The sequence below is a fragment of the Rathayibacter sp. PhB151 genome, assembly GCF_004366415.1.
Classification (GTDB): Bacteria; Actinomycetota; Actinomycetes; order Actinomycetales; family Microbacteriaceae; genus Rathayibacter; species Rathayibacter festucae.
Genome location: NZ_SOEN01000010.1, coordinates 26663 through 47106 on the forward strand (window position 1 = coordinate 26663; position 20444 = coordinate 47106).

The following is a 20444-nucleotide window of genomic DNA, read 5'->3' on the forward strand; positions in this document are numbered from 1 at the left end:
CTAACCGCGAGGTCCGACAGCGGGCCGGGCGTCGCGAGGGCCGGCGCCGAGCAGGGGCTCGGTGCGGGCGCGGACCGCGGCGGCGAGCTCCTCGACGGGGCGGCTCGCGTCCAGGACGAGGAAGCGCTCCGGGTCGCCCGCGGCGAGGTCGAGGAAGGCCTGCCGGACCCGGCCGTGGAACTCGGCCTTCTCCGCCTCGAGCCGGTCGTAGCGGGTGCGCGCGGCGGCCAGCCGGGTGCGGGCGACGGCGGGATCGAGGTCGAGCAGGACGGTGAGGTCTGGGCGGAGGTCGCGGGTCGCCCACTCCGAGAGGGAGCGGACCTCCGCGGCGTCGAGCACCCGGCCGGCGCCCTGGTAGGCGACGGAGGAGTCGATGTAGCGGTCCTGGACGACGACCTCGCCCCGCTCGAGCGCGGGCCGGACGAAGGTGCCGATGTGCTGCGCCCGGTCCGCGGCGTAGAGGAGCGCCTCGGCCCGCGGATCGATCTCGCCGCGGTGGTGCAGCACGATCTCGCGGATCTGCACGCCCACCTCGGTGCCGCCCGGCTCGCGGGTGCGCCGCACGGTCTCGCCGCGCGAGCCCAGCCACTCCTCGAGCAGCCGGGCCTGCGTGGTCTTGCCCGCGCCGTCCCCGCCCTCGAGGGTGACGAACAGCCCGGTCACGACTCCGTCGAGCCCGTCGCCTTCGCCGCAGTGCTGCGGGCGCGGGTGGTGGCCGGCTTCTTCGCGGCGGTCGTCTTCGCGGCCGTCGACGTCTTGGCGGCGGCGGTCTTCGCGGCCGTGGTCTTCGCCGCCGTGGTCTTCGCCGCCGTCGCCTTCGCCGCCGTGGTCTTCGCGGCGGTGGTCTTCGTCGCCGTCGCCTTGGCCGCCGTCGTCTTCGCCGCGGGCTTCTTGGCCGGGGCGCGCTTGGCCGGGGCCTTCTTGGGAGCGGGACCCTTCGCCCGCTTGTCCGCGAGCATCTGCACCGCCTGCTCGAAGTCGATCTCCTCGATCGGCTGGCCCTTGGGGATCGTGACGTTGGTCTCGCCGTCGGTCACGTAGGCGCCGAAGCGGCCGTCGCGGATCCGGATCGGCTTGCCGCTGACCGGGTCGGCCTCGAACTCCGCGAGGGCGCTCGTGGCGCGCTTGGCGCCGTACTTGGGCTGGGCGAAGACCTCGAGCGCGGTCGGCAGGTCGACCTCGAAGATCTGGTCCTCGCTGGTGAGGGAGCGGCTGTCCGTCCCCTTCTTCAGGTACGGGCCGTAGCGGCCGTTCTGCGCGGTGATCGGCTCGCCCGACTCCGGGTCCTCGCCGATGGTGCGCGGCAGGTCGAGCAGGCGCAGAGCGGTGGCGAGGTCGACGGTCGCGACGTCCATCGACTTGAAGAGGGAGGAGGTGCGCGGCTTCACCACGGCCGCCTTCTTCGCGCCGCGCTTCGCCGGCGCGGGTTCGACGACCTCACCGGTGGCGGGGTCGGCGGTGGTCTCGGGTTCCGGGTCGACCTCGGTCACGTACGGGCCGAAGCGGCCGTCCTTGACGACGACGGTCTTGCCCGAGTCCGGGTTGCTGCCCAGCACGCGGTCGGTCTGCACGGGAGCGTCGACGAGCTCCTGCGCCTTCGCGGGCGTGAGCTCGTCCGGGGCCAGCTCGAGCGGCAGGTTGACGCGGCGCGGCGTCTCCTGCCCCTCCTCCTGGGCGACCTCGAGGTAGGGCCCGTACTTGCCGATGCGCAGGGTGATGTCGTCGGTGATCCGGACGGAGTTGATGCTCTTCGCGTCGATCTCGCCCAGGTTGTCGACGACGTGCCGCAGGCCCGGCTGGTCGCCGCCGCCGAAGTAGAAGCGGTTCAGCCAGTCGACCCGGTCCTCCTCACCGCCGGCGATGCGGTCGAGGTCGCCCTCCATCGCGGCGGTGAAGTCGTACTCGACGAGGTCGGAGAAGAACTCCTCGAGCAGACGGACCACGGAGAAGGCGATCCAGTTGGGCACGAGCGCCGTGCCGCGCGGCGTGACGTAGCCGCGGTCGACGATCGTCGTGATGATCGAGGCGTAGGTCGAGGGGCGCCCGATCCCCAGCTCTTCGAGCGACTTGACGAGGCTCGCCTCCGTGTAGCGCGGGGGCGGCGAGGTCTCGTGGCCCTTGGCCTCGACCTCGGCGACGACGAGGCTCTGGCCGACCTCGAGCACGGGCAGCTTGGCGTCCTTCTCGTCGCGGGCGCCGTGGCGCTCCTCGTCGCGGCCCTCCTCGTAGGCGAGCAGGAAGCCGCGGAAGGTGATGACCGTTCCCGAGGCGGTGAACTCGGCGGTGCGCTCGGTGTCGCCGGCCGGGTTGGCGAGCAGGGTGACCGTCGCGGTCGAGCCCTTGGCGTCGGCCATCTGCGAGGCGACGGTGCGCTTCCAGATCAGGTCGTAGAGGCGGTGGTCGTTCCCGCGGAGGGTGCCGGCGAGCTGGTCCGGGGTGCGGAAGGTCTCGCCCGCGGGGCGGATCGCCTCGTGCGCCTCCTGCGCGCTCTTGTTCTTGCCGGAGTAGAGGCGCGGCTTCTCGGGGACCGTCTCGGCTCCGTAGAGCGAGGCCGCCTGCGAGCGGGCGGCGTTCAGCGCCTGCTGCGAGAGGTTCGGCGAGTCGGTCCTCATGTAGGTGATGAAGCCGTTCTCGTAGAGCGACTGCGCGACGCTCATCGTCTGGCGCGCCGAGAAGCGGAGCTTGCGCGCCGCCTCCTGCTGGAGCGTCGAGGTGGTGAACGGGGCGGCGGGGCGCCGCGAGTAGGGCTTGGACTCGAGGTTCGAGACGCGGACGAGCGTCTTCGGGTCGCGCAGCGCCTCGGCGAGGGCACCGGCGGAGGCCTCGTCGAGGACGGTGACGTCCCCCTTCAGCTGACCGCGGTCGTCGAAGTCGCGGCCGCTTCCGATCCGCTTGCCGTCCAGGCGCGCCAGGCGGGCGTCGAACGCCGCCGAGGCGTCGGCCTCGGGGGCGAGGACCGTGGCGAGGTCCCAGTAGGAGGCGGAGACGAAGGCGAGGCGCTCGCGCTCGCGGTCCACGACGAGGCGCGTGGCGGCGGACTGCACGCGGCCGGCGGAGAGGCCGGGCCCGACCTTGCGCCAGAGGACCGGGGAGATCTCGTAGCCGTAGAGGCGGTCGAGGATGCGGCGGGTCTCCTGCGCGTCGACGAGGGAGGTGTCGATGTCGCGGGTGTTGTCGCGGGCCGTCTGGATCGCGTCCTTGGTGATCTCGTGGAAGACCATCCGCTTGACGGGGACCTTGGGCTTGAGCTCCTCGAGGAGGTGCCACGCGATGGCCTCGCCCTCGCGGTCCTCATCCGTCGCGAGGAAGAGCTCGTCGGCGTTCTTCAGCGCGCGCTTGAGGTCGGCGACCGTCTTCTTCTTCTGATCGGAGACGACGTAGTAGGGCTCGAAGCCGTTGTCGACGTCGACGGAGAACTTGCCCAGCCCGCCCTTCTTGAGCTCGGGCGGCAGGTTCTTCGGCTCGATGAGGTCGCGGATGTGCCCGACGGAGGCGAGCACCTCGTAGCCCTCGCCCAGGTACTGGGCGATGGTCTTGGCCTTCGCCGGCGACTCGACGATCACCAGCTTCTTCGTGCCGGACACAGTTCTCCTCGATTGATGCTGTCGGATCGGACGCTCAGCGAGTCCGACGGTTCCCCTTCGGCGGGGAGGCGGTGCGCGGCGTCCGCAGGAGGAACGACGATCCGTTCGCGTCGGCTTCGGGGCGCCCGACAGGCACACCATACACACTGACTCCGGGCGTCCCTCGCCGTCGTCCGCTCGCCGCGCGCTGGGAGCACTCCGGCCGCCGCCCGGGAATCCGCCGAATCGGGAGGACCGCACCCGGTGACGGATCGCGGCGATCGGCGCATGATGAGGGGCATGGCAACGACGCACACCACCTCCGCTCCGACCACCTCCGCCTACACCGCCAAGTTCCTCGACGGGCCGCTCGAGGGCAAGACGCTCCGCCGCTCCTACGGCGAGGCGACGGCCCCGGCGGGCCGCCTCGAGATCCCGGCCGCCCGCGAGGGCACCCGCTACCTCTATCTCCTCGCCGGCGCTCTCGAGCACGACGAGGGAGCGGGCGCGCTGCCCACCGCGGCGGCCTACCGCTACCTGCGGGTCAGCGCCGACTGAGCCCCGGTCCCACCGGGCGATCGGGCGCCGGCGACCCGACCGAGCACGGGAGCGCGCTGCTGCTGCGCCCCGGGCGCGGCGGGAGCCGCCGCCGCCGTCCCCGTCGCGGGAGGAGCGTCACGGCGGCGGCCCGGCGCGCGACCGGGCGGGGAGCACGAGCGGCCCGACGGACACGACGACCTCGACGGTCGCCACTCCTCCTTCCACCGCGCAGCCCGCGATGGTCGCCGTCATCGCCCCCGCGACACGCTCGGCCGCCCCGCACGGCTCGCCCGGCAGCAGCCCGGAGGCCACGTCCGCCGCGGCGAGCGCCGCCGCATCCGCCGCGGCCACGGCCCGCTGGTGCCCCGCGACTCCCCCGCATCCGGCGAGCACGGCCGCGGTCACGAGGATCGTCCCCGCGACGACGCCGACCGCGACGACCGCCGCCGAGCCGTCCTCCCCTGCGCGGTCCGGCTCCCGCCGGGGGATCACCGCCCTCCGCCCAGCGCGCAGGACCGGACCGAGACCGGCAGCTCCAGCGCCGGCAGCGGCCGGAGCCGCGCGGCGACGTCCACGCAGACGAGCTCGCCGTCCGCGGAGGTCGCGACACTCGCTCCCGCATCGACCCGCGCGACGGGCGCCCCGGGATCGTCCCCCCGGGCCAGCGACCGGGCGGCGTCCGCTGCGGCGTCGACCAGCCGGACGTACTGCGCCGAGGCCGCCACCGAGCCGAGGCAGAGCGCCAGCACGACCACCACCGCCGGCAGAACGACCGCCAGCTCGGCCGTCGCGGAGCCGTCCTCGCCTCGACGACCGTCGCCGGTCCGCATCCCGGCCTCCTCCGATCTCGTCGCCGCGCGGGCACCACCCGGGCACCGCACCGCTCATCCCCCCGAGGTGAGCGCCCGGGTGACCAGGTCCGTGAGGATCCCGCGCACCTCGTCGCCCTTGAGGATCACCACCAGCAGACCCGCGAAGCCGACCGCCGCCATCGTCGCGATCGCGTACTCGGCCGTGGCCGAGCCCTCCTCGTCGCGCCAACCGCTCAGCGGCCCCGCCTCCCACGCGGGCTGCGGGAAGCGCTCCCGCCCGGCACCGCCCGTCACTCGTCCGATCGTCCCCGCACCACTGCTCCGGCTGCCGTTCATCCGCTCGCTCCGTTCGTCGTCACTGCCCCCACTCGAGGATCGCCGAGCCCGGAGCAGGTCGGGGTGGGGAGCTCGCGAACGGTGGACAAGAGGAGAGAGGAACGGCCTGTGGAGAGCTCCCGCGGGACCGCTCACCGCTGCCCCGCGAACGTCGACAGCAGCACCGAGATCATCATCGGAGCCACGCCCAGCAGCAGGAACGCCGGCAGCACGCACACCCCCAGCGGCAGCAGCAGCGTCACGCCGAGCCTCGCCGCCCGCTCCCTCGCCTCGGACGCGGCCCGCACCCGCGCCAGTGCCGCCTCACTGCGCAGCAGCCGGCCCGCAGGGACCCCCGCCGCGCTCGAGAGCGCGAGCACGGGCTCCGCCGCGGCCAGCGCAGGCGGCCCCGACGCGAGCCCGCACTCGGCGAGCGCCGCCAGCACCCGCTCCCGCCCGCCACCGATCGATCCCCCACCCGCGAGCGCGACCGCGAGCAGGTCGAGCGCCAGCCCCGGTGCCGGGTCCCCCGGGCCGGCGCCTCGGACGAGCCGGCGCGTCCACGCCACGGCACCGAGCATCAGCCCGAGCCCGCCCACCAGGCAGACGAGTCCCGGCACCGTCCCGATCAGCACGCCCAGCACATCGAAGCCCAGCAGCGTGCCGAAGCCGAGCGCCACCAGCGGCAGCCCGCCGACCACCCGGCTCGTCGCGAGCGGGCCCGCCAAGGCGACCTCGATGTCGCGCCGCGCCCGGCCCAGCTCCCGCAGGGACTCGGCCAGCTCGCCGAGGGCCGCGGCGATCGGCGCGCCGGAGTCCGCGGCGACCCGCCAGCAGGCGGCCAGGGCCGCCCAGGCGGTCTCCTCGCCGCGATCACGCGACCCCCGTGCCGCGCTCTCCCTGCGGCGAGGGGCGCGCTCCCCCGCCCGCCGCCCCTCTTCTCGGCGGGAGGCGGGCACGCCCGCCAGGAGCGCCGCCGTCACGTCCGCGCCGCGCGCCGCCTCGACCGCCACCGCGCGCAGCAGCCGACGACGTCGCGCGGCACCCGCCGCCTCCGAGTCGTCCGACGCCGCGAGGTGCGCCAGCGCCGATGCCGGCGCGACGCCCGCTGCGAGCAGCACCGAGAGGCGGTGCACCACGGCCGCGACCTCGTCGACCCCCGCCCCGCGCTTCACGGCGAGCCCCGCTGCGGCACGGCGCCCTCCTCGATCCGGAGCCGCCCGGCGTGATCGAGCCGGAAGCAGCCCGACGCGGCGAGCCGGCGCCGGCCGCTCCGTCGCTCGAGGTGCAGCACCAGGTCGATCGCGCTGACCGTCTGCCGCGCGACGGCCTCCGGCCCCATCCCGGCGAGCGACCCGAGCGCCTCCAGCCGCGCGGGGACGTCGGCGAGCGAGTTGGCGTGCAGCGTCCCCGCTCCGCCGTCGTGCCCGGTGTTCAGTGCGGACAGCAGATCGCGCAGCTCCACGCCGCGGCACTCGCCGAGGACGAGCCGGTCCGGCCGCATCCGCAGCGCCTCACGGACCAGACGGTCGAGACCGACGCCGCCCGCGCCCTCGAGGTTCGGCTGGCGCGCCTCGAGCGAGACGACGTGCGGATGCGCGGGCCGCAGCTCGCCGACGTCCTCGATCACGACCAGGCGCTCGTGCGGCGGCGCGCAGCCGAGGAGGGCGCCGAGGAGCGTGGTCTTGCCCGATCCGCCGGCACCGGTGACGAGGAGGTTCCAGCGCGCGGCGACGGCGCGGCGCAGCAGGCCGCGGCCCGCGTCGTCGAGCATCCCCGCCGCGTGCAGCTCGTCGAGACTCCAGGCGTCGGCCCGCGGCACGCGCACCGAGATCAGCGTCCCCGCCGTCGCGACCGGCGGCAGCACCACGTGCACGCGGACGCCGTGCTTCAGCCGCACGTCCACGCACGGGCTCGCCTCGTCGACGTGCCGCCCGCCGGCCGCGACCAGCGACACCGCGAGCCGCCGGGCGCCCGCGGCGTCGAGCGTCCAGGTCGGCTCTCGCACTGCGCCCCCGCCGCGGTCGACCCAGAGGCCCGAATCCCCGTTGACGAAGAGGTCGGTCACCGCCGGATCCGCCGCGAACGGCGCGAGCAGGCCGAGCGCCGCCGCCGCCGGACGGACCGGCGCCGGTCGCGGTGCACCGCCGTCGTCCTCACCCGGCGGGCGAGGTGCGTCCGGGCGATAGGCGGCGGGAACGAGCGGGACGAAACCAGTGGTCATCCGGGAACGCTAGGAGCGCGCGCCCTCCGGTGGCGCGCCGAAGCCCCCATCGGTGGACGGCAGGGCCGAGGACGTCCCTGGGGAGGAGCGACGAGCTCCGGCCCGAAGGCGTTCTCGCGAGCCGACGACGCGCCGCTCCGAACTCCGGCTCGCGATCCGCGCCCCGGCTCGCCGGAACCGGCCGATCCGACGTGCCCGAGGCGTTTCCGCGAGCCGAAGGTCCAGCAGCCGAAGCTCGGGCACGCGACCCGCGCCCCGGCACGCCGGAACCGGCCGATCCGACGTGCCCGAGGCGTTTCCGCGAGCCGAAGGTCCACCGGTCGGAGCTCGGGCACGCGACCCGCGCTCCGGCTCGCCGGAACCGGCCGATCCAGCGTGCAGGAGGCGTTTCCGCGAGCCAAGGTCCAGCAGCCGGATCTCGGGCTCGCGATCCGAGCCCCGGCACGCTGAATCCGGCTGATCGGGCGTGCCCAGCGTGTTTCCGCGAGCCGGAGATCCAGCAGCCGAAGCTCGGGCACGCGATCCGCGCTCCGGCACGCCAGAACAGGCCGGTCCGACGTGCCCAGCGTGTTCTCGCAGGCCGAAGATGCGGCCGGCCAGCGGCCCCGCAGATCCTCCGGGGAGCGGGACGCTCGACCAGCGGAGGGAAGAGAAGGGGGCGGCACCCATTGGGGGGAACAGGTGCCGCCTCGGCGGCGCTGGATTGGGGGGAATCACTCGCGCCGCTGAGCCGAAGTTCATTCGGCCGTATGCAACGTTAGGGCACGGAGGCGATTTCGCCAAGTCGGATCCGCGTTCTGAGCCGACTCTTCACGAAACCCCGCCTGGCGGTCAGCTTCGCGTCGTCCCCTCCCCACCCGTGAGCCGGACGCTACGGTGGTCCGGAACCGACCACGCCGGCCGGCGCACGTCGCACTCGCGAAGGAGCGAATCGCAGATGTCCACACCCCTCGACGCGTCCGGGGCCGCAGGCTCGAGCGCCATCGACAGCCTCCAGCAGGAGACGCGCCGCTTCCCGCCGCCCGCCGAGTTCGCCGCCGACGCCGCCGCGACCGCCGGGCAGGCCGAGCAGGCGGCCGCCGACCGCCTCGCCTTCTGGGCCGACCGCAGCCGCGAGCTGCTGCACTGGCACCGGCCGTTCACCCGCACCCTCGACTGGAGCGAGCCGCCCTTCGCGCGCTGGTTCGACGACGGCGAGCTCAACGTCGCCTACAACTGCCTCGACCGGCACGTGCTGGCAGGTCACGGCGACCGCGTCGCGATCCACTGGGAGGGCGAGCCCGGCGACAGCCGCGACCTGACCTACGCCGAGCTCACCGCCGCGGTGAAGCGGGCGGCCAATCTCTTCACGAGCCTGGGCGTGCAGGCCGGCGACCGCGTCGCGATCTACCTCCCGATGATCCCCGAGGCCGTCATCGCGATGCTCGCGGTCGCCCGGCTCGGCGCCGTGCACTCGGTCGTCTTCGGCGGCTTCAGCGCCGAGAGCCTGCGCGCGCGGATCGACGACGCCGAGGCGAAGCTCGTCGTCACCGCCGACGGCGGCTGGCGGAAGGGCTCGGTCTTCCCGCTCAAGCCCGCGGTCGACGCGGCGCTGGCGCTGGACGGCGGCGAGTCGAGCGTCGAGCACGTCCTCGTCGTCCGCCGCGGCGGCAACACCGTCGAGTGGAGCGCCGGCCGCGACCTGTGGTGGCACGAGGAGATCGTCGCGGTGGACGCCGACCACGTCGCGCGCCCGTTCCCCGCCGAGCAGCCGCTGTTCATCCTCTACACGAGCGGCACGACCGGGAAGCCGAAGGGCATCCTGCACACCAGCGGCGGCTACCTCACCCAGGTCGCGTACACCCACCGCACGGTCTTCGACCTCAAGCCCGAGACCGACGTCTTCTGGTGCACCGCCGACGTCGGCTGGATCACCGGGCACAGCTACGTGGTCTACGGACCGCTCGCGAACGGCGCCACCCAGGTGATGTACGAGGGCACCCCCGACACCCCGCACGCCGGCCGCTGGTGGGAGATCATCGAGAAGCACGGCGTGACGATCCTCTACGCCGCACCCACGGCGATCCGCACCTTCATGAAGCTCGGGCGGCAGATCCCGCAGCGCTTCGACCTCACCAGCCTCCGCCTGCTCGGCTCGGTCGGCGAGCCGATCAACCCCGAGGCCTGGATCTGGTACCGCGACGTCATCGGCGGCGGCCGCACCCCGATCGTCGACACCTGGTGGCAGACCGAGACCGGCGCGATCATGGTCTCGCCCCTGCCCGGCGTCACGACCCTGAAGCCGGGCTCGGCGCAGGTCCCCGTCCCCGGGATCTCGATCGACGTCGTCGACGACTCCGGCGCCCCGGTCGGCGCGGGCTCCGGCGGGCTGCTCGTCATCACCGAGCCCTGGCCGTCGATGCTGCGCGGCATCTGGGGCGACCCGGACCGCTACGTCGAGACCTACTGGTCGAAGTTCGGCGACCGCTACTTCGCCGGCGACGGCGCCCGGCTCGACGAGGACGGCGACCTCTGGCTGCTCGGCCGCGTCGACGACGTGATGAACATCTCCGGCCACCGCCTGTCGACGGCCGAGATCGAGTCGGCCCTCGTCTCGCACCCGGTGGTCGCGGAGGCAGCCGTGGTGGGCGCCGCGGACGAGACCACCGGCCAGGCCGTCGTCGCCTTCGTCATCGCCAAGGCGAGCCAGGCGGAGGCGCTCGCGAGCGGCCACGACGAGCTCGAGGCGACGCTCAAAGCGCACGTCGCCGAGCACATCGGCGCCATCGCCCGGCCGAAGCGCATCTTCATCGTCCAGGAGCTGCCGAAGACCCGCTCTGGCAAGATCATGCGCCGGCTCCTGCGCGACGTGGCCGAAGGCCGGGCCGTCGGCGACACGACCACGCTGGCCGACACGCAGGTGATGTCCGTCATCTCCTCCGCGGTCGCCGCGGAAGACTAGACCGCCGAGGACCGAGCCGCAGAGAACCGAGCCCCCGCGGACCGAGCCTCGAACGCCGAAGGGCGCCGCCTCCCAGAGGGAGAGCGGCGCCCTTCGGCGTCGAGCCGGGGCCCGGTTCAGGCGAACGCGACGATCAGCTCAACCTCGACCGGGGCGTCGAGCGGGAGCTCCGCCACGCCGACGGCCGAGCGCGCGTGCCGGCCCGCCTCGCCGAAGATCTCGCCGAGCACCTCGGAAGCGCCGTTGATGACGCCGGGCTGGCCGTTGAAGCCGGGAGCGGAGGCGACGAAGCCGGTCACCTTGACGATCCGGGTCACGCGGTCGAGCGAGCCGATCACGTCGGCGATCGCGGCCAGCGCGTTCAGCGCGCAGACGCGCGCCAGGTCCTTGGCGACCTCGGGATCGACGCCCGCGCCGACCTTGCCGGTCGCGGGCAGCGCGCCGTCGACGAAGGGGATCTGCCCGGCCGTGAAGACCAGGTTCCCCTCGACCACGGCCGGGATGTAGGCACCGGCCGGCACCGCGACCGCGGGGAGCTCGATGCCCAGCTCGGCCAGGCGCTCGGCGATCACGCGCCGGCCTCGGCGACCGGGCGCTTGAGGTAGGCCACGAGCCCGCCCTCGGGACCGGTGACGATCTGCACCAGCTCCCAGCCCTCGGAGCCCCAGGTGTTCAGGATCGCGGTGGTGTTGTGGATCATCAGCGGCGTCGTGATGTATTCCCAGCGGGGGACGGACATGGCTCTCCTCGTGAGGCAGGGGTGCGGATGCCGGGCGCACCGCACCCGGAGGAGTCGGTGCCGGCGGGTCGAGCGCCGCGTCCGGTGTCAGGAGCGGCGGTTACGCTGATTCTATGTCGGGGGCAGTCGGGAACAGGGTCGTCACGTCCATCGGCGCCGCGGTCGGAGGACTGATCGGGATCGTCGCCATGAGCGTCATCGCCGGAGTCCTCGTCGCGGCGTCGGTCACTCCGGCGATCGCGCTCGGCGGGATGGCCGCGAACAACACGGTCACCATGTTCGACAACCTCCCGGGCTACCTCGAGATCGGCACTCTCGCCGAGAAGAGCGACGTCTACGCGAAGGGCGCGGACGGCCAGGACGTGCTCCTCGCCTCGTTCTACGCGCAGAACCGCGTGGAGGTCGGCTGGGACGACATCTCCCCCTTCGTCAAGGACGCGGTCGTCGCCTCCGAGGACCCGCGCTTCTACGAGCACGGCGGCATCGACCTGCTCGGCACGATCCGCGCCGCGGCCACGGTCGCCTCCGGCGGCAACGTGCAGGGCGGCTCGTCGATCACGCAGCAGTATGTCAAGAACGTTCTCGTGCAGAAGGCGGAGGCGCTCTCGGACCCGATCGAGCGCGACGCCGCCTACCGCGAGGCCACCGAGACCACGGCCGAGCGCAAGGTCGCCGAGATGCGGCTCTCGATCGGGCTCGAGAAGGAGTACCCGAAGAACGACATCCTGCTCGGCTACCTCAACATCGCGCTCTTCGGCGGCACCGTCTACGGCATCGAGGCGGCGGCGCGGTACTACTTCGACACCAGCGCGCGCGACCTCACCCTCGCGCAGTCCGCCGCCCTGATCGCGATCGTGAACAACCCCGAGAAGTTCCGCTTCGACCGGCCCGACGACCCGGCCAACCTCGCGGCCGAGGGCTACCCGGAGACCCTCAACCGCCGGAACTACATCCTGACCCGGATGGGGATCGAGTCGAAGGTCACCCCGGAGCAGATTGCCGAGGCGTCCGCGACGCCGGTCGTCCCCGCGATCACGGAGCCGAGCACCGGCTGCCAGACCGCCGGGATCGCGGCCTACTTCTGCGACTACGTGACCTGGGTGATCAAGAACGACGACGCCTTCGGCGCCAGCCAGGACGAGCGCGACGCGACCTTCAAGCGCGGCGGCTACCAGATCTACACGACCCTCGACTCCGATCTGCAGGAGGCCGCGGTCGCCGCCACCGAGGACTGGGTGCCGAAGTCGATGGCCCGGGTGAACATCGGCAGCGCGAGCGTCTCGGTCGAGGTCGGCACCGGCCGCATCCTCGCGATGACGCAGAACAAGGACTACTCGAACGACCCCGACGTCAGCGGCGCCAACTACACCAGCGTCAACTACAGCACCGACTTCGGCTACGGCGGCTCCAGCGGCTTCCAGGTCGGCTCGACCTACAAGGTCTTCACCCTCGCCGAATGGCTGCAGGAGGGGCGGGCCCTGAACGAGACCGTTGACGGAACCCGTCGCGAGTACACGACCTTCCGCGACAGCTGCGAGCCGGACGGCACCTACTACGGCGAGCCCTGGGACCCCAAGAACGACGAGGGCGGCAACGGCGGCGTCTACTCCGCGCTCGACGCGACCAAGGGCTCGATCAACACCGGCTTCGCCGCGATGGCGCAGCAGCTCGACCTCTGCGGCATCCGCAACACCGCGCTCGCGATGGGCGTGCACCGCGCCGACGGCACCGAGCTGCAGAAGTTCGCGCCGACCATCCTGGGCACCAACGAGATCGCCCCGCTGACCATGGCGACCGCGTTCGCCGGCTTCGCGAACAAGGGCACCGTCTGCACGCCGATCGCGATCGACCGGATCGTCGACCGCGGCGGCGCCGACGTCGCCCCACCGGCGAGCACCTGCACGCAGGGGATGTCCGAGGAGGTCGCCGCGACCGCCGACTTCGCCCTGCAGCAGGTGATGACGGGCGGCACCGGCCGCGCCTCCGCGACCGGCACCGGCGTCCCGCACATCGGCAAGACCGGCACCACCGACAACGCGGTCCACACCTGGATGGTCGGCGCCAGCACCGAGGTCGCCACCGCCACCTGGGTCGGCAACGTCAGCGGCTTCACCTCGATGCGCGGCTTCAAGCTCAGCGGCGTCAACGCCGGGCAGGTGCGCCACCAGATCTGGCCGCGGATCATGCGCGTCGCCGACCAGAAGTACGGCGGCTCGGCCTTCCCCTCGCCCCAGCAGTCGCTCGTCGACGCGCCGCAGCAGGCGGTCCCGGAGGTGACCGGCCAGAACCCGGCCGCCGCCACCGCGCGCCTGCGCGAGCTCGGCTTCGTCGTGACGGTCGACCCGAACCGCGTGCCGTCCGATCGACCCGCGGGCTCGGTCGCGCAGACGAACCCGCCGGCCGGCTCCCGCCTCTCCCGCGGGGCCCCGATCGCACTGCAGATCAGCGCCGGTCCGTCCACCCCGCCGCCGGGCGGCTGAACCCGGGCGGTCCCCCGGGCCGCGTCGGGCAGACTGTACGCGGCCGCTCCCGCGGCCCCGCCCCGACGAGAGAAGGATCCATGACCGGACGCAGCAGCGCTCGCCCCCTCACCACGGCCCTCGCGGCCGTCGCCGCCGTCGGGAGCGCCGCCGCCGTCTGGGGCATCGCCGTCGAGCGGACGATGTTCACGGTCCGCCACGAGTCGGTGCCCGTCCTGCCCGCGGGCTCCGCGCCGCTCCGCATCCTGCACTTCTCCGACCTGCACATGGCGCCGTGGCAGACGAAGAAGCAGGACTGGCTGCGCTCGCTCACCGCCCTGGCCCCCGACCTCGTCGTGGGCACCGGCGACAACCTCGGGCACCGCGACGGCGTGCTCGGCATCCGCCGCGCCCTCGAGCCCTTCGCCGGCGTGCCCGGCGTCTACGTCCACGGCTCGAACGACTACTTCGGCCCCCGGGTGAAGAACCCGCTGCGCTACTTCCGAGGCCCGTCGAAGAACCCCGCGCGCAACGCCAGCGACCTCGACACCGCAGCGCTGACCGGATTCTTCACGGAGGAGCTCGGCTGGCAGGACCTCAACAACACGGCGCACGCCCTCACCGTCCGCGGCACCCGCGTCGAGCTCTTCGGCGTCGACGACCCGCACATCGGCCTGGACCGGATCGACCTCGTGGCGGGCGCCGTGGACGAGCTGCGGGCCTCGGCCGAGGAGCCGGCCGGAGTGAGCATCGGCGTCGCGCACGCGCCCTACCAGCGCGTCCTGGACGACTTCGTCGCGCGGGGGGCGGAGGTGATCCTCGCGGGCCACACCCACGGCGGCCAGGTCTGCGTGCCCGGCTTCGGCGCACTGGTGACCAACTGCGACATCCCCCGCGACAAGGTCTCCGGCTTCTCCTCCTGGGACAACGGCCTGCACAGCTCCTTCCTCAACGTCTCCGCGGGAGTGGGCACCTCGATCTACGCGCCGGTGCGCTTCGCCTGCCGACCCGAGGTCAGCCTGCTGACGCTCGAGCCGGTGGCCTGAGCGGTCCCGCTCGAGGAGTCCCGCGCGAGGCGCCGCGACCGGTGTCCGACACCGCCGCGGAAATCGGCTACTATTGACGAGGCTCGTGAGCGGTTCACCGCGAAGAGTCCACCGGGGTGTGGCGCAGCTTGGTAGCGCGCCTCGTTCGGGACGAGGAGGTCGTGGGTTCGAATCCCGCTACCCCGACCGGTGAGAAGCCCGGCCAGGATCGATGATCCGGCCGGGCTTCGTCGTTTCCGCGGTGCGGACGGACAGAGCGACGCCGCGGTGCGGACGGACAAGCGGCGCCACGGAGCCCGCGTTCCGGCGCCAGGGCCGTCGGAGCCCGACGCAGCCGGGAAGACTGGGGCGCTCTCGCCGTCGCTGCTGACGTGCTCCCTCCCGTCGCCGCAGCGACCCTCGCCGAGACGAGAACCGTGCCTCGACCCCCGACCCGGCTCACCGTCGTCGTCGCCCTCGCCTACGCCCTGGTCCTGGCCGCCGTGGTCTTCTGGCCGACACCGGTCGACGGTGGCCACGCCGGCGAGCTGAAGCAGGCCCTCGCACAGCCCCGCGCCCACGACCTCGGGCTCCTCGGCTACAGCGGGATCGAGGCGACGGCGAACGTGCTGCTCTTCGTCCCGCTCGGACTGCTCGCGGCGCTGCACCTCCGCGGGCACCGGGCGTGGCTCGCCGTCCTGCTCGGCGCGGCGACGAGCGCCGCCGTGGAGACCGTGCAGCTCCTGCTGCTGCCCCAGCGCCACGCCGACGTGCACGACGTGCTGGCGAACACCGCGGGCGCCGCGATCGGCGCGGCCCTCGGCGTCGTCCTGCGCCGACGACTCCTGGCACGACGACGCCGGAGGGCGGCGGAGCGGGACCGCGCTCGCGCGCGTGTCCCGCTCCGCCGCCCTCCGGCGTGACGGGGGTCGATCCCCCGGGTGGAACGGAGCGGCCGCCGGTCAGCGGGCGGCCGTCAGTCGCCGAGGATCAGCGGCCGAGGCCGCGGTACTCCCAGCCGGCGGCGCGCCAGGCGTCCTGGTCGAGGCAGTTGCGGCCGTCGACCACGAGCTTCCCGGCCACCTTCTCGCCGGCGGCGACGGGGTCGATCGCGCGGAACTGCTTCCACTCGGTGACGACCACGACGGCGTCGGCACCGCGCAGGGCCTCGTCGATGTCGGTCGTGTACGTGATGTCGGGGTAGCGGCGGCGGGCGTTCTCGATCGCCTCGGGGTCGGTCGCGACCACGTCGGCGCCGAGGTCGTGGAAGCGGGTCGCCACGTCGAGCGACGGCGAGTCGCGGACGTCGTCCGACTCCGGCTTGAACGCGAGCCCGAGCACCGCGATCTTCTTGCCCTCGACCGAGCCGCCGAGGCCCTCGGTGACGAGGTCGACCACGCGCTGGCGGCGGCGCAGGTTGATCGCGTCGACCTCCTTGAGGAAGGCGACCGAGTCGCCCACGCCGAGCTCGTCCGCGCGGGCCGAGAAGGCGCGGATGTCCTTGGGCAGGCAGCCGCCGCCGAAGCCGATGCCCGCGTTCAGGAAGCGGCGGCCGATGCGGACGTCGTAGCCGATGGCGTCGGCCAGCTGGGTGACGTCGGCGCCGGTGACCTCGGCGATCTCGGCGATGGCGTTGATGAACGAGATCTTGGTGGCGAGGAAGGCGTTGGCCGAGACCTTGACGAGCTCCGCGGTCGCGTAGTCGGTGACCACGAGCGGGGTCTCGGCGGCCAGCGCCGTCGCGTAGACCTCGTCGAGGGTCGCCTTGGCGGCCTCGCCGGCCGCACCGGCGGGCACGCCGTAGACGAGGCGGTCGGGGCTGATCGTGTCCTCGACGGCGAAGCCCTCGCGGAGGAACTCCGGGTTCCAGGCGAGCGTCGCGCCGCTGGCGGCGATCCGCTCGGCGAGGCGGGCGGCGGTGCCGACCGGGACGGTCGACTTGCCCACGACGAGCGAGTCCGCCGTCAGCAGCGGCAGGATGCCGTCGATCGCGGCGTCGACGTAGGTCATGTCGGCCGCGTTCTCGCCCTTCTTCTGCGGCGTGCCGACCGCGATGAAGTGCACCGCGGCGTCGGCGGCGTCGGCCGCGTTCGTCGAGAACCGGAGACGACCGGAGGCCACGCCCGAGGAGAGCAGCTCGGGCAGACCGGGCTCGAAGAACGGAGCGGTGCCGGCGGAGAGCGCCTCGATCTTGGCGGGGTCCACGTCGATGCCGATGACGTCGTGGCCGAGCTCGGCCATCGCGGCGGCGTGGACGGCTCCGAGGTAGCCGCAACCAATGACAGAAAGCTTCACGGGATTTCTCCGAATCGTAGGCGGGTCGATGTCGCGTCGGCGACTGCAGGAGGGAGGAACGGGTGGAGCGGAGGGATCCCGCGCGGCGCGCGCGAGGTCAGCTCCGCGCCAATGCTCTCAGATCCCGGGAGATGTCGTGGACGGCCGCGGCGATCTCCTGAGCGACGCGGACGTGCGTGCTCTCGCTGCGGCCGATCGGATCGTCGATGTCGTCGCCGTCTCCGCGGGGCGCCCGGCCGCGGTTCGCGGCGGCGAGGCGCACCACCGCGCGCAGTCGGGCGGCGGGGTCCTCGACCTCGGGGATCGGCACCTCGGCGACGACGAACGGGAGCACGCGGGCGAACTCGCGGAGGGTGAAGCCGCGCAACAGGAGCGGCGGGTGGCGTCGCGACGCGTCGACGAGGTGGTCGCGCGTCATCGCGAGCATCAGGTCCGCCTCGCCCGCGATGCCGTCGGAGAGCTTCGCGCTGAGGTGGCCGGACGGGTCGCCGCCGAGCTCGGCGGACAGGCGCGCGGAGGTCGGCTCCATCGGGTAGCCGTCCCGCGTCTGCACGCCCGCGCTGCGGAAGGCGAGGAGCGCCGCTCCGCTCGGCGCGGTGACGTCGCCCAGCTGTGCCCGCAGGAGCTGCTCCGCCATCGGCGAGCGGCAGATGTTGCCGGTGCAGACCGAGAGGACGGTGAAGACCGGAGCGGCGGGCGCCGAGGCCGCTTCACCGGGCCGCCACCCGCGCCGGGCGCGCCGCAGGCCGTCGTCCCCCGGGAACGTCATCCGCGGCCGCTCAGACCGCGCTGGGGGCCGGAGCAGGAGCCGGAGCGGCTGCCGCCTCCGGACGCGCGCCCGACTTCTGCGAGCCGTAGTAGCTCGTGTAGTAGTAGCCGTAGCCGCGGCCGACCTGGCCCCGCGGAGGAACGCGGTTGAGGATGACGCCGAGGGTGTGGCCGCTGACGCGCTCGAGGTTCTGGATCGCCTTGCCGAGCTCGTCGGTCGTCGTCCGGCCGGCCGAGATGACGACGAGGGCGCCGTCGGTGCGGGCGGTGAGGATCGCGCCGTCGGTCACGGGCAGCAGCGGCGGGGCGTCCACGAGCACGATGGCCTCGCGGGCGATCTCGTGGAGGAGCATGTCCATGCCGTTCGAGCCGAGCAGCTCGCTCGGGTTCGGCGGGATCGAGCCCGCGCCGAGGATCCAGAGGTTGCCGGAGGGACCCCAGGGCTGGAGCACGTCCTGCAGCTCCGCCTTGCCGATCAGCAGGTCGGTGAGGCCGACGCCGGGGACGAGGCCGAAGGACTTCGCGACGGTGGGCTTGCGGAGGTCGCCGTCGACGACGACCGTGCGCTGGCCGGACGCGGCGAGCGTCACCGCGAGGTTCGCGGTCACGGTCGACTTGCCGTCGGAGGGCAGCGGGCTGGTCACGACGATGATCCGCGGCGGGCTGTCGACGTTCATGAACTGCAGGTTCGTGCGCAGCTCGCGCAGCGCCTCGGCGAGCGCGTGCTTGCCGTCGGACTTCACGTAGTCGGTCGTGTCCGCCTCGGGCACGATGCGGTTGGTCTCGTTCAGGCGCTTGTCGACGGGGAGCGTGCCGACGACCGGGAGGTCGAACAGCCGCTCCACCACCTCGGCGGTGCGGATGCGGCGGTCGAGGGTGTTGCGGACGAAGGCGTAGACGAGGCCCAGCACGAGGCCGGCCAGCGCGCCGACGCCGAGCACCAGGCGCACGTTCGGGAACTCCGGTGAGGACGGCAGAGCAGCGGACTGGACGCCGGAGAGGCTGACGGTGTCGCCCGCTCCCGACTCCTGGTTCACCTGCTGGATGCGGACGGCGATCGCGTCGATCCAGGCGTCGGCGAGGGTGCGGGCGCCCTCCGGGGTGGACGCCGTCGCGCGGACGTTGAGGATCGGCGACTCCGGGTCGGGAGTGACCTGCACGGCGGTGATCAGCGACTCGGCGGTCACGTCGAGCCCGAGGTTGCCGATGACGATCTCGGCGACGTTCCGCGACTTCGCGATCGGGACGTAGGTGAGGGTGCTCGACTTCGCGACGGAGTCCGCGATCTGGCGGAGGTAGATCGCCTGGCTCGGGTCCCCCCCGGCGTCCGCGACGGCCGCTGAGACGAGGCCCTGCGCCTCCGCGGCGTAGCGCGGCTTCTGGGTCAGCGACCAGCCGTAGGCGACGAGGGTGCCCAGGAGCACGGCTGCGACGAGGGCGATCCAGTGATCGCGGAGAAGTCGGAGGACGTCTCTAAGTTCCACAGTGTCAAGTTCCTTCACTGGTCCGGACCGATCGGCGACTGCCGGAGACGGGCTTCAAGATCATTGCACGCCGGTGTATCGGCCCCGTTTCGGGGACCGTCAGACGTGCACCCCTTCCGGGGTGGGCAGGAGCGGAGTCGCTCTCGCCATCACGCCGAGCCCGAGCAGCTCGTCGACGGCGGCGGACACCGCGGCCGAGGCGTCGATCCCCTCCGGCGGTCCGCCGAGCTCGGCCAGCACCGCGGCGACGAGGTCGGGCAGATCGGCGCCGCCGGCGGCGGAGCGCCAGAGGACCGGACCGATCCCGGCGAGCCGGATCACCGTGTTCTGGCGGAAGACGAGCAGCTCGCCGCTGGGCAGCGCCAGCGCGTCGTCGACGTCCGCGCGGCGCAGGGAGCCGCCGGCGGCCGCGTCCTCCGCCTCGAGCGGGAGCGCGACGACGTCCTGCCAGACCGCCGGCGCCGGCTCGGCCGGAGCGGCGAGCAGACCGTCGACGAGATCGAGCACGTCGGCCGCCTCGGAGTAGACCAGTCGTTTCGCGCCACCGACCGAGGTGATCGTGCGGATCAGCGCGGAGAGCGCCCTCGGCCGGGCGGCGAGGTAGGAGGTCTGAGGCACCAGGGCGTCGATCGCCGCGGTCGGCTCGACCTGCTCGAGTCGGGGAGCGTCGACGCCGTCTCGGCGCTCGAGCAGGACGATCCCGGCCAGCACGAGCGGCGCCTCCGGAACGGGGCGCAATCCGAGGTCGACCGGCGAGAGCTGGGCCTTGGGTGCGCTCCCGGTCGTGGGCTTCACCGACAGCGGCTTCGGATAGGGCAGCACGGCGCCGGAGGGAGTCACGGCGACCGTCTCGTCCGTCACGTAGCCGAAGCGCTGCCCCAGCACCCGCGAGGCGGTCGTCTTGCCGGTGCCGGAGGCGGCCACGAACGCGAGCACGCGGCCGTCGTCGGCGGCGACGCCGCAGGCGTGCAGCATCAGGAGGTCGCTGCGGCGCTCACCGATGGCCTCGAGCGTGAGGGTCGACGTGAGCGACTCCTCGAGCTGCGCGACGGAGTGCGAGACGACCCGGACGCCGCCCGGCGGTACCGAGCCGGGGAGCGACACCTCGGCCGAGATCACGCGAGCGTCGGCGCTGTCGGCGGCGGCGCAGGAGCGCCAGCTGCTCCGGATGCGGGCGACGTCCTCGTCGGACAGCCCGGGCCCGAACTCGACGCGGAACGGGACCTCGAGGACCACCAGCGACATGCTGCGCGGTCCGGATCGCTCCGGCCCCGACCGC

Annotated in this window: 18 protein-coding genes and 1 tRNA gene; 6 read left to right on the plus strand and 13 right to left on the minus strand. The window is 73.4% G+C overall.

Going from position 1 to position 20444, the window contains the following annotated elements:
• A complete protein-coding gene (gene tmk, locus EDF35_RS17200) occupies positions 1 to 663 on the minus strand; it encodes a dTMP kinase (RefSeq protein ID WP_133963228.1) in 663 nt (220 codons plus the stop codon).
• Positions 660 to 3584 (minus strand): type I DNA topoisomerase, encoded by a 2925-nt coding sequence (topA, locus tag EDF35_RS17205; RefSeq protein WP_133963229.1) that lies wholly within the window; start codon positions 3582 to 3584, stop codon positions 660 to 662. Before topA ends, tmk begins: the two co-directional genes overlap by 4 nt.
• A 279-nt stretch (positions 3585 to 3863) precedes the next feature.
• Here topA and EDF35_RS17210 point away from each other — a divergent pair, with 279 nt between their 5' ends.
• Positions 3864 to 4121: a hypothetical protein gene (locus EDF35_RS17210; RefSeq protein ID WP_123447682.1), complete on the plus strand. Its 258-nt coding sequence runs from the start codon at positions 3864 to 3866 to the stop codon at positions 4119 to 4121.
• A 117-nt stretch (positions 4122 to 4238) separates the two neighbouring features.
• Here EDF35_RS17210 and EDF35_RS17215 read toward each other — a convergent pair whose 3' ends face one another.
• From EDF35_RS17215 to EDF35_RS17235, 5 genes are all read right to left on the minus strand, one after another.
• Positions 4239 to 4595, minus strand: a complete 357-nt coding sequence (locus EDF35_RS17215; protein ID WP_243840043.1) for an Rv3654c family TadE-like protein — start codon at positions 4593 to 4595, stop codon at positions 4239 to 4241.
• Positions 4592 to 4933: a TadE family type IV pilus minor pilin gene (locus EDF35_RS17220; protein ID WP_133963230.1), complete on the minus strand. Its 342-nt coding sequence runs from the start codon at positions 4931 to 4933 to the stop codon at positions 4592 to 4594. Before EDF35_RS17220 ends, EDF35_RS17215 begins: the two co-directional genes overlap by 4 nt.
• A 54-nt stretch (positions 4934 to 4987) precedes the next feature.
• Entirely contained in the window at positions 4988 to 5251 is a 264-nt protein-coding gene (locus EDF35_RS17225) for a DUF4244 domain-containing protein (RefSeq protein WP_123705199.1), read from the minus strand.
• A gap of 131 nt (positions 5252 to 5382) precedes the next feature.
• A complete protein-coding gene (locus tag EDF35_RS17230) occupies positions 5383 to 6405 on the minus strand; it encodes a type II secretion system F family protein (RefSeq protein ID WP_133963231.1) in 1023 nt (340 codons plus the stop codon).
• On the minus strand, positions 6402 to 7454 hold the full coding sequence (locus EDF35_RS17235) for a TadA family conjugal transfer-associated ATPase (RefSeq protein ID WP_133963232.1): 1053 nt from the start codon (positions 7452 to 7454) through the stop codon (positions 6402 to 6404). Before EDF35_RS17235 ends, EDF35_RS17230 begins: the two co-directional genes overlap by 4 nt.
• 937 nt (positions 7455 to 8391) lie before the next feature.
• On the opposite strand from EDF35_RS17235, the gene acs reads away from it, so the two are divergent.
• A complete protein-coding gene (gene acs, locus EDF35_RS17240; RefSeq protein ID WP_133963233.1) occupies positions 8392 to 10395 on the plus strand; it encodes an acetate--CoA ligase in 2004 nt (667 codons plus the stop codon).
• Positions 10396 to 10511: 116 nt separating this feature from the next.
• Here acs and EDF35_RS17245 read toward each other — a convergent pair whose 3' ends face one another.
• Both EDF35_RS17245 and EDF35_RS20925 read right to left on the minus strand, forming a co-directional pair.
• Positions 10512 to 10967 (minus strand): RidA family protein, encoded by a 456-nt coding sequence (locus EDF35_RS17245; protein WP_208323093.1) that lies wholly within the window; start codon positions 10965 to 10967, stop codon positions 10512 to 10514.
• A complete protein-coding gene (locus EDF35_RS20925; protein WP_164861113.1) occupies positions 10964 to 11134 on the minus strand; it encodes a hypothetical protein in 171 nt (56 codons plus the stop codon). The genes EDF35_RS17245 and EDF35_RS20925 overlap by 4 nt, the downstream gene beginning before the upstream one ends.
• Before the next feature lie 113 nt (positions 11135 to 11247).
• Between EDF35_RS20925 and EDF35_RS17250 the strand changes: the two genes are divergently transcribed.
• From EDF35_RS17250 to EDF35_RS17265, 4 genes are all read left to right on the plus strand, one after another.
• Positions 11248 to 13614 (plus strand): transglycosylase domain-containing protein, encoded by a 2367-nt coding sequence (locus tag EDF35_RS17250; RefSeq protein WP_133963234.1) that lies wholly within the window; start codon positions 11248 to 11250, stop codon positions 13612 to 13614.
• An 80-nt stretch (positions 13615 to 13694) separates the two neighbouring features.
• Positions 13695 to 14639 carry a metallophosphoesterase gene (locus tag EDF35_RS17255; protein WP_133963235.1) on the plus strand — a complete coding sequence of 315 codons (945 nt, stop codon included), beginning with the start codon at positions 13695 to 13697 and terminating at the stop codon, positions 14637 to 14639.
• A 112-nt stretch (positions 14640 to 14751) separates the two neighbouring features.
• Positions 14752 to 14825 (plus strand) — tRNA-Pro (locus EDF35_RS17260).
• A 230-nt stretch (positions 14826 to 15055) separates the two neighbouring features.
• Positions 15056 to 15541 (plus strand): VanZ family protein, encoded by a 486-nt coding sequence (locus EDF35_RS17265; RefSeq protein ID WP_166674152.1) that lies wholly within the window; start codon positions 15056 to 15058, stop codon positions 15539 to 15541.
• Between the two features lie 67 nt (positions 15542 to 15608).
• Here EDF35_RS17265 and EDF35_RS17270 read toward each other — a convergent pair whose 3' ends face one another.
• From EDF35_RS17270 to EDF35_RS17285, 4 genes are all read right to left on the minus strand, one after another.
• The gene (locus tag EDF35_RS17270) at positions 15609 to 16913 is read right to left on the minus strand and encodes a UDP-glucose/GDP-mannose dehydrogenase family protein (RefSeq protein ID WP_133963237.1); all 1305 of its coding nucleotides are present in this window, start codon (positions 16911 to 16913) and stop codon (positions 15609 to 15611) included.
• A 97-nt stretch (positions 16914 to 17010) separates the two neighbouring features.
• Positions 17011 to 17682 carry a low molecular weight phosphatase family protein gene (locus EDF35_RS17275; protein WP_133963238.1) on the minus strand — a complete coding sequence of 224 codons (672 nt, stop codon included), beginning with the start codon at positions 17680 to 17682 and terminating at the stop codon, positions 17011 to 17013.
• 10 nt (positions 17683 to 17692) lie between these two features.
• On the minus strand, positions 17693 to 19165 hold the full coding sequence (locus EDF35_RS17280) for a polysaccharide biosynthesis tyrosine autokinase (RefSeq protein ID WP_166674153.1): 1473 nt from the start codon (positions 19163 to 19165) through the stop codon (positions 17693 to 17695).
• A gap of 99 nt (positions 19166 to 19264) precedes the next feature.
• A complete protein-coding gene (locus EDF35_RS17285) occupies positions 19265 to 20401 on the minus strand; it encodes a hypothetical protein (protein ID WP_133963240.1) in 1137 nt (378 codons plus the stop codon).
• Positions 20402 to 20444 lie beyond the last annotated feature (43 nt).

Bases quoted from the DNA above. Each gene is read 5' to 3' on its own strand.
- EDF35_RS17210 (WP_123447682.1), top strand. From the start codon at position 3,864: ATGGCAACGACGCACACCACCTCCGCTCCGACCACCTCCGCCTACACC.
- EDF35_RS17220 (WP_133963230.1), bottom strand. From the start codon at position 4,933: ATGCGGACCGGCGACGGTCGTCGAGGCGAGGACGGCTCCGCGACGGCC.
- EDF35_RS17225 (WP_123705199.1), bottom strand. From the start codon at position 5,251: ATGAACGGCAGCCGGAGCAGTGGTGCGGGGACGATCGGACGAGTGACG.
- EDF35_RS17235 (WP_133963232.1), bottom strand. From the start codon at position 7,454: ATGACCACTGGTTTCGTCCCGCTCGTTCCCGCCGCCTATCGCCCGGAC.
- acs (WP_133963233.1), top strand. From the start codon at position 8,392: ATGTCCACACCCCTCGACGCGTCCGGGGCCGCAGGCTCGAGCGCCATC.
- EDF35_RS20925 (WP_164861113.1), bottom strand. From the start codon at position 11,134: ATGTCCGTCCCCCGCTGGGAATACATCACGACGCCGCTGATGATCCAC.
- EDF35_RS17250 (WP_133963234.1), top strand. From the start codon at position 11,248: ATGTCGGGGGCAGTCGGGAACAGGGTCGTCACGTCCATCGGCGCCGCG.
- EDF35_RS17255 (WP_133963235.1), top strand. From the start codon at position 13,695: ATGACCGGACGCAGCAGCGCTCGCCCCCTCACCACGGCCCTCGCGGCC.
- EDF35_RS17275 (WP_133963238.1), bottom strand. From the start codon at position 17,682: ATGACGTTCCCGGGGGACGACGGCCTGCGGCGCGCCCGGCGCGGGTGG.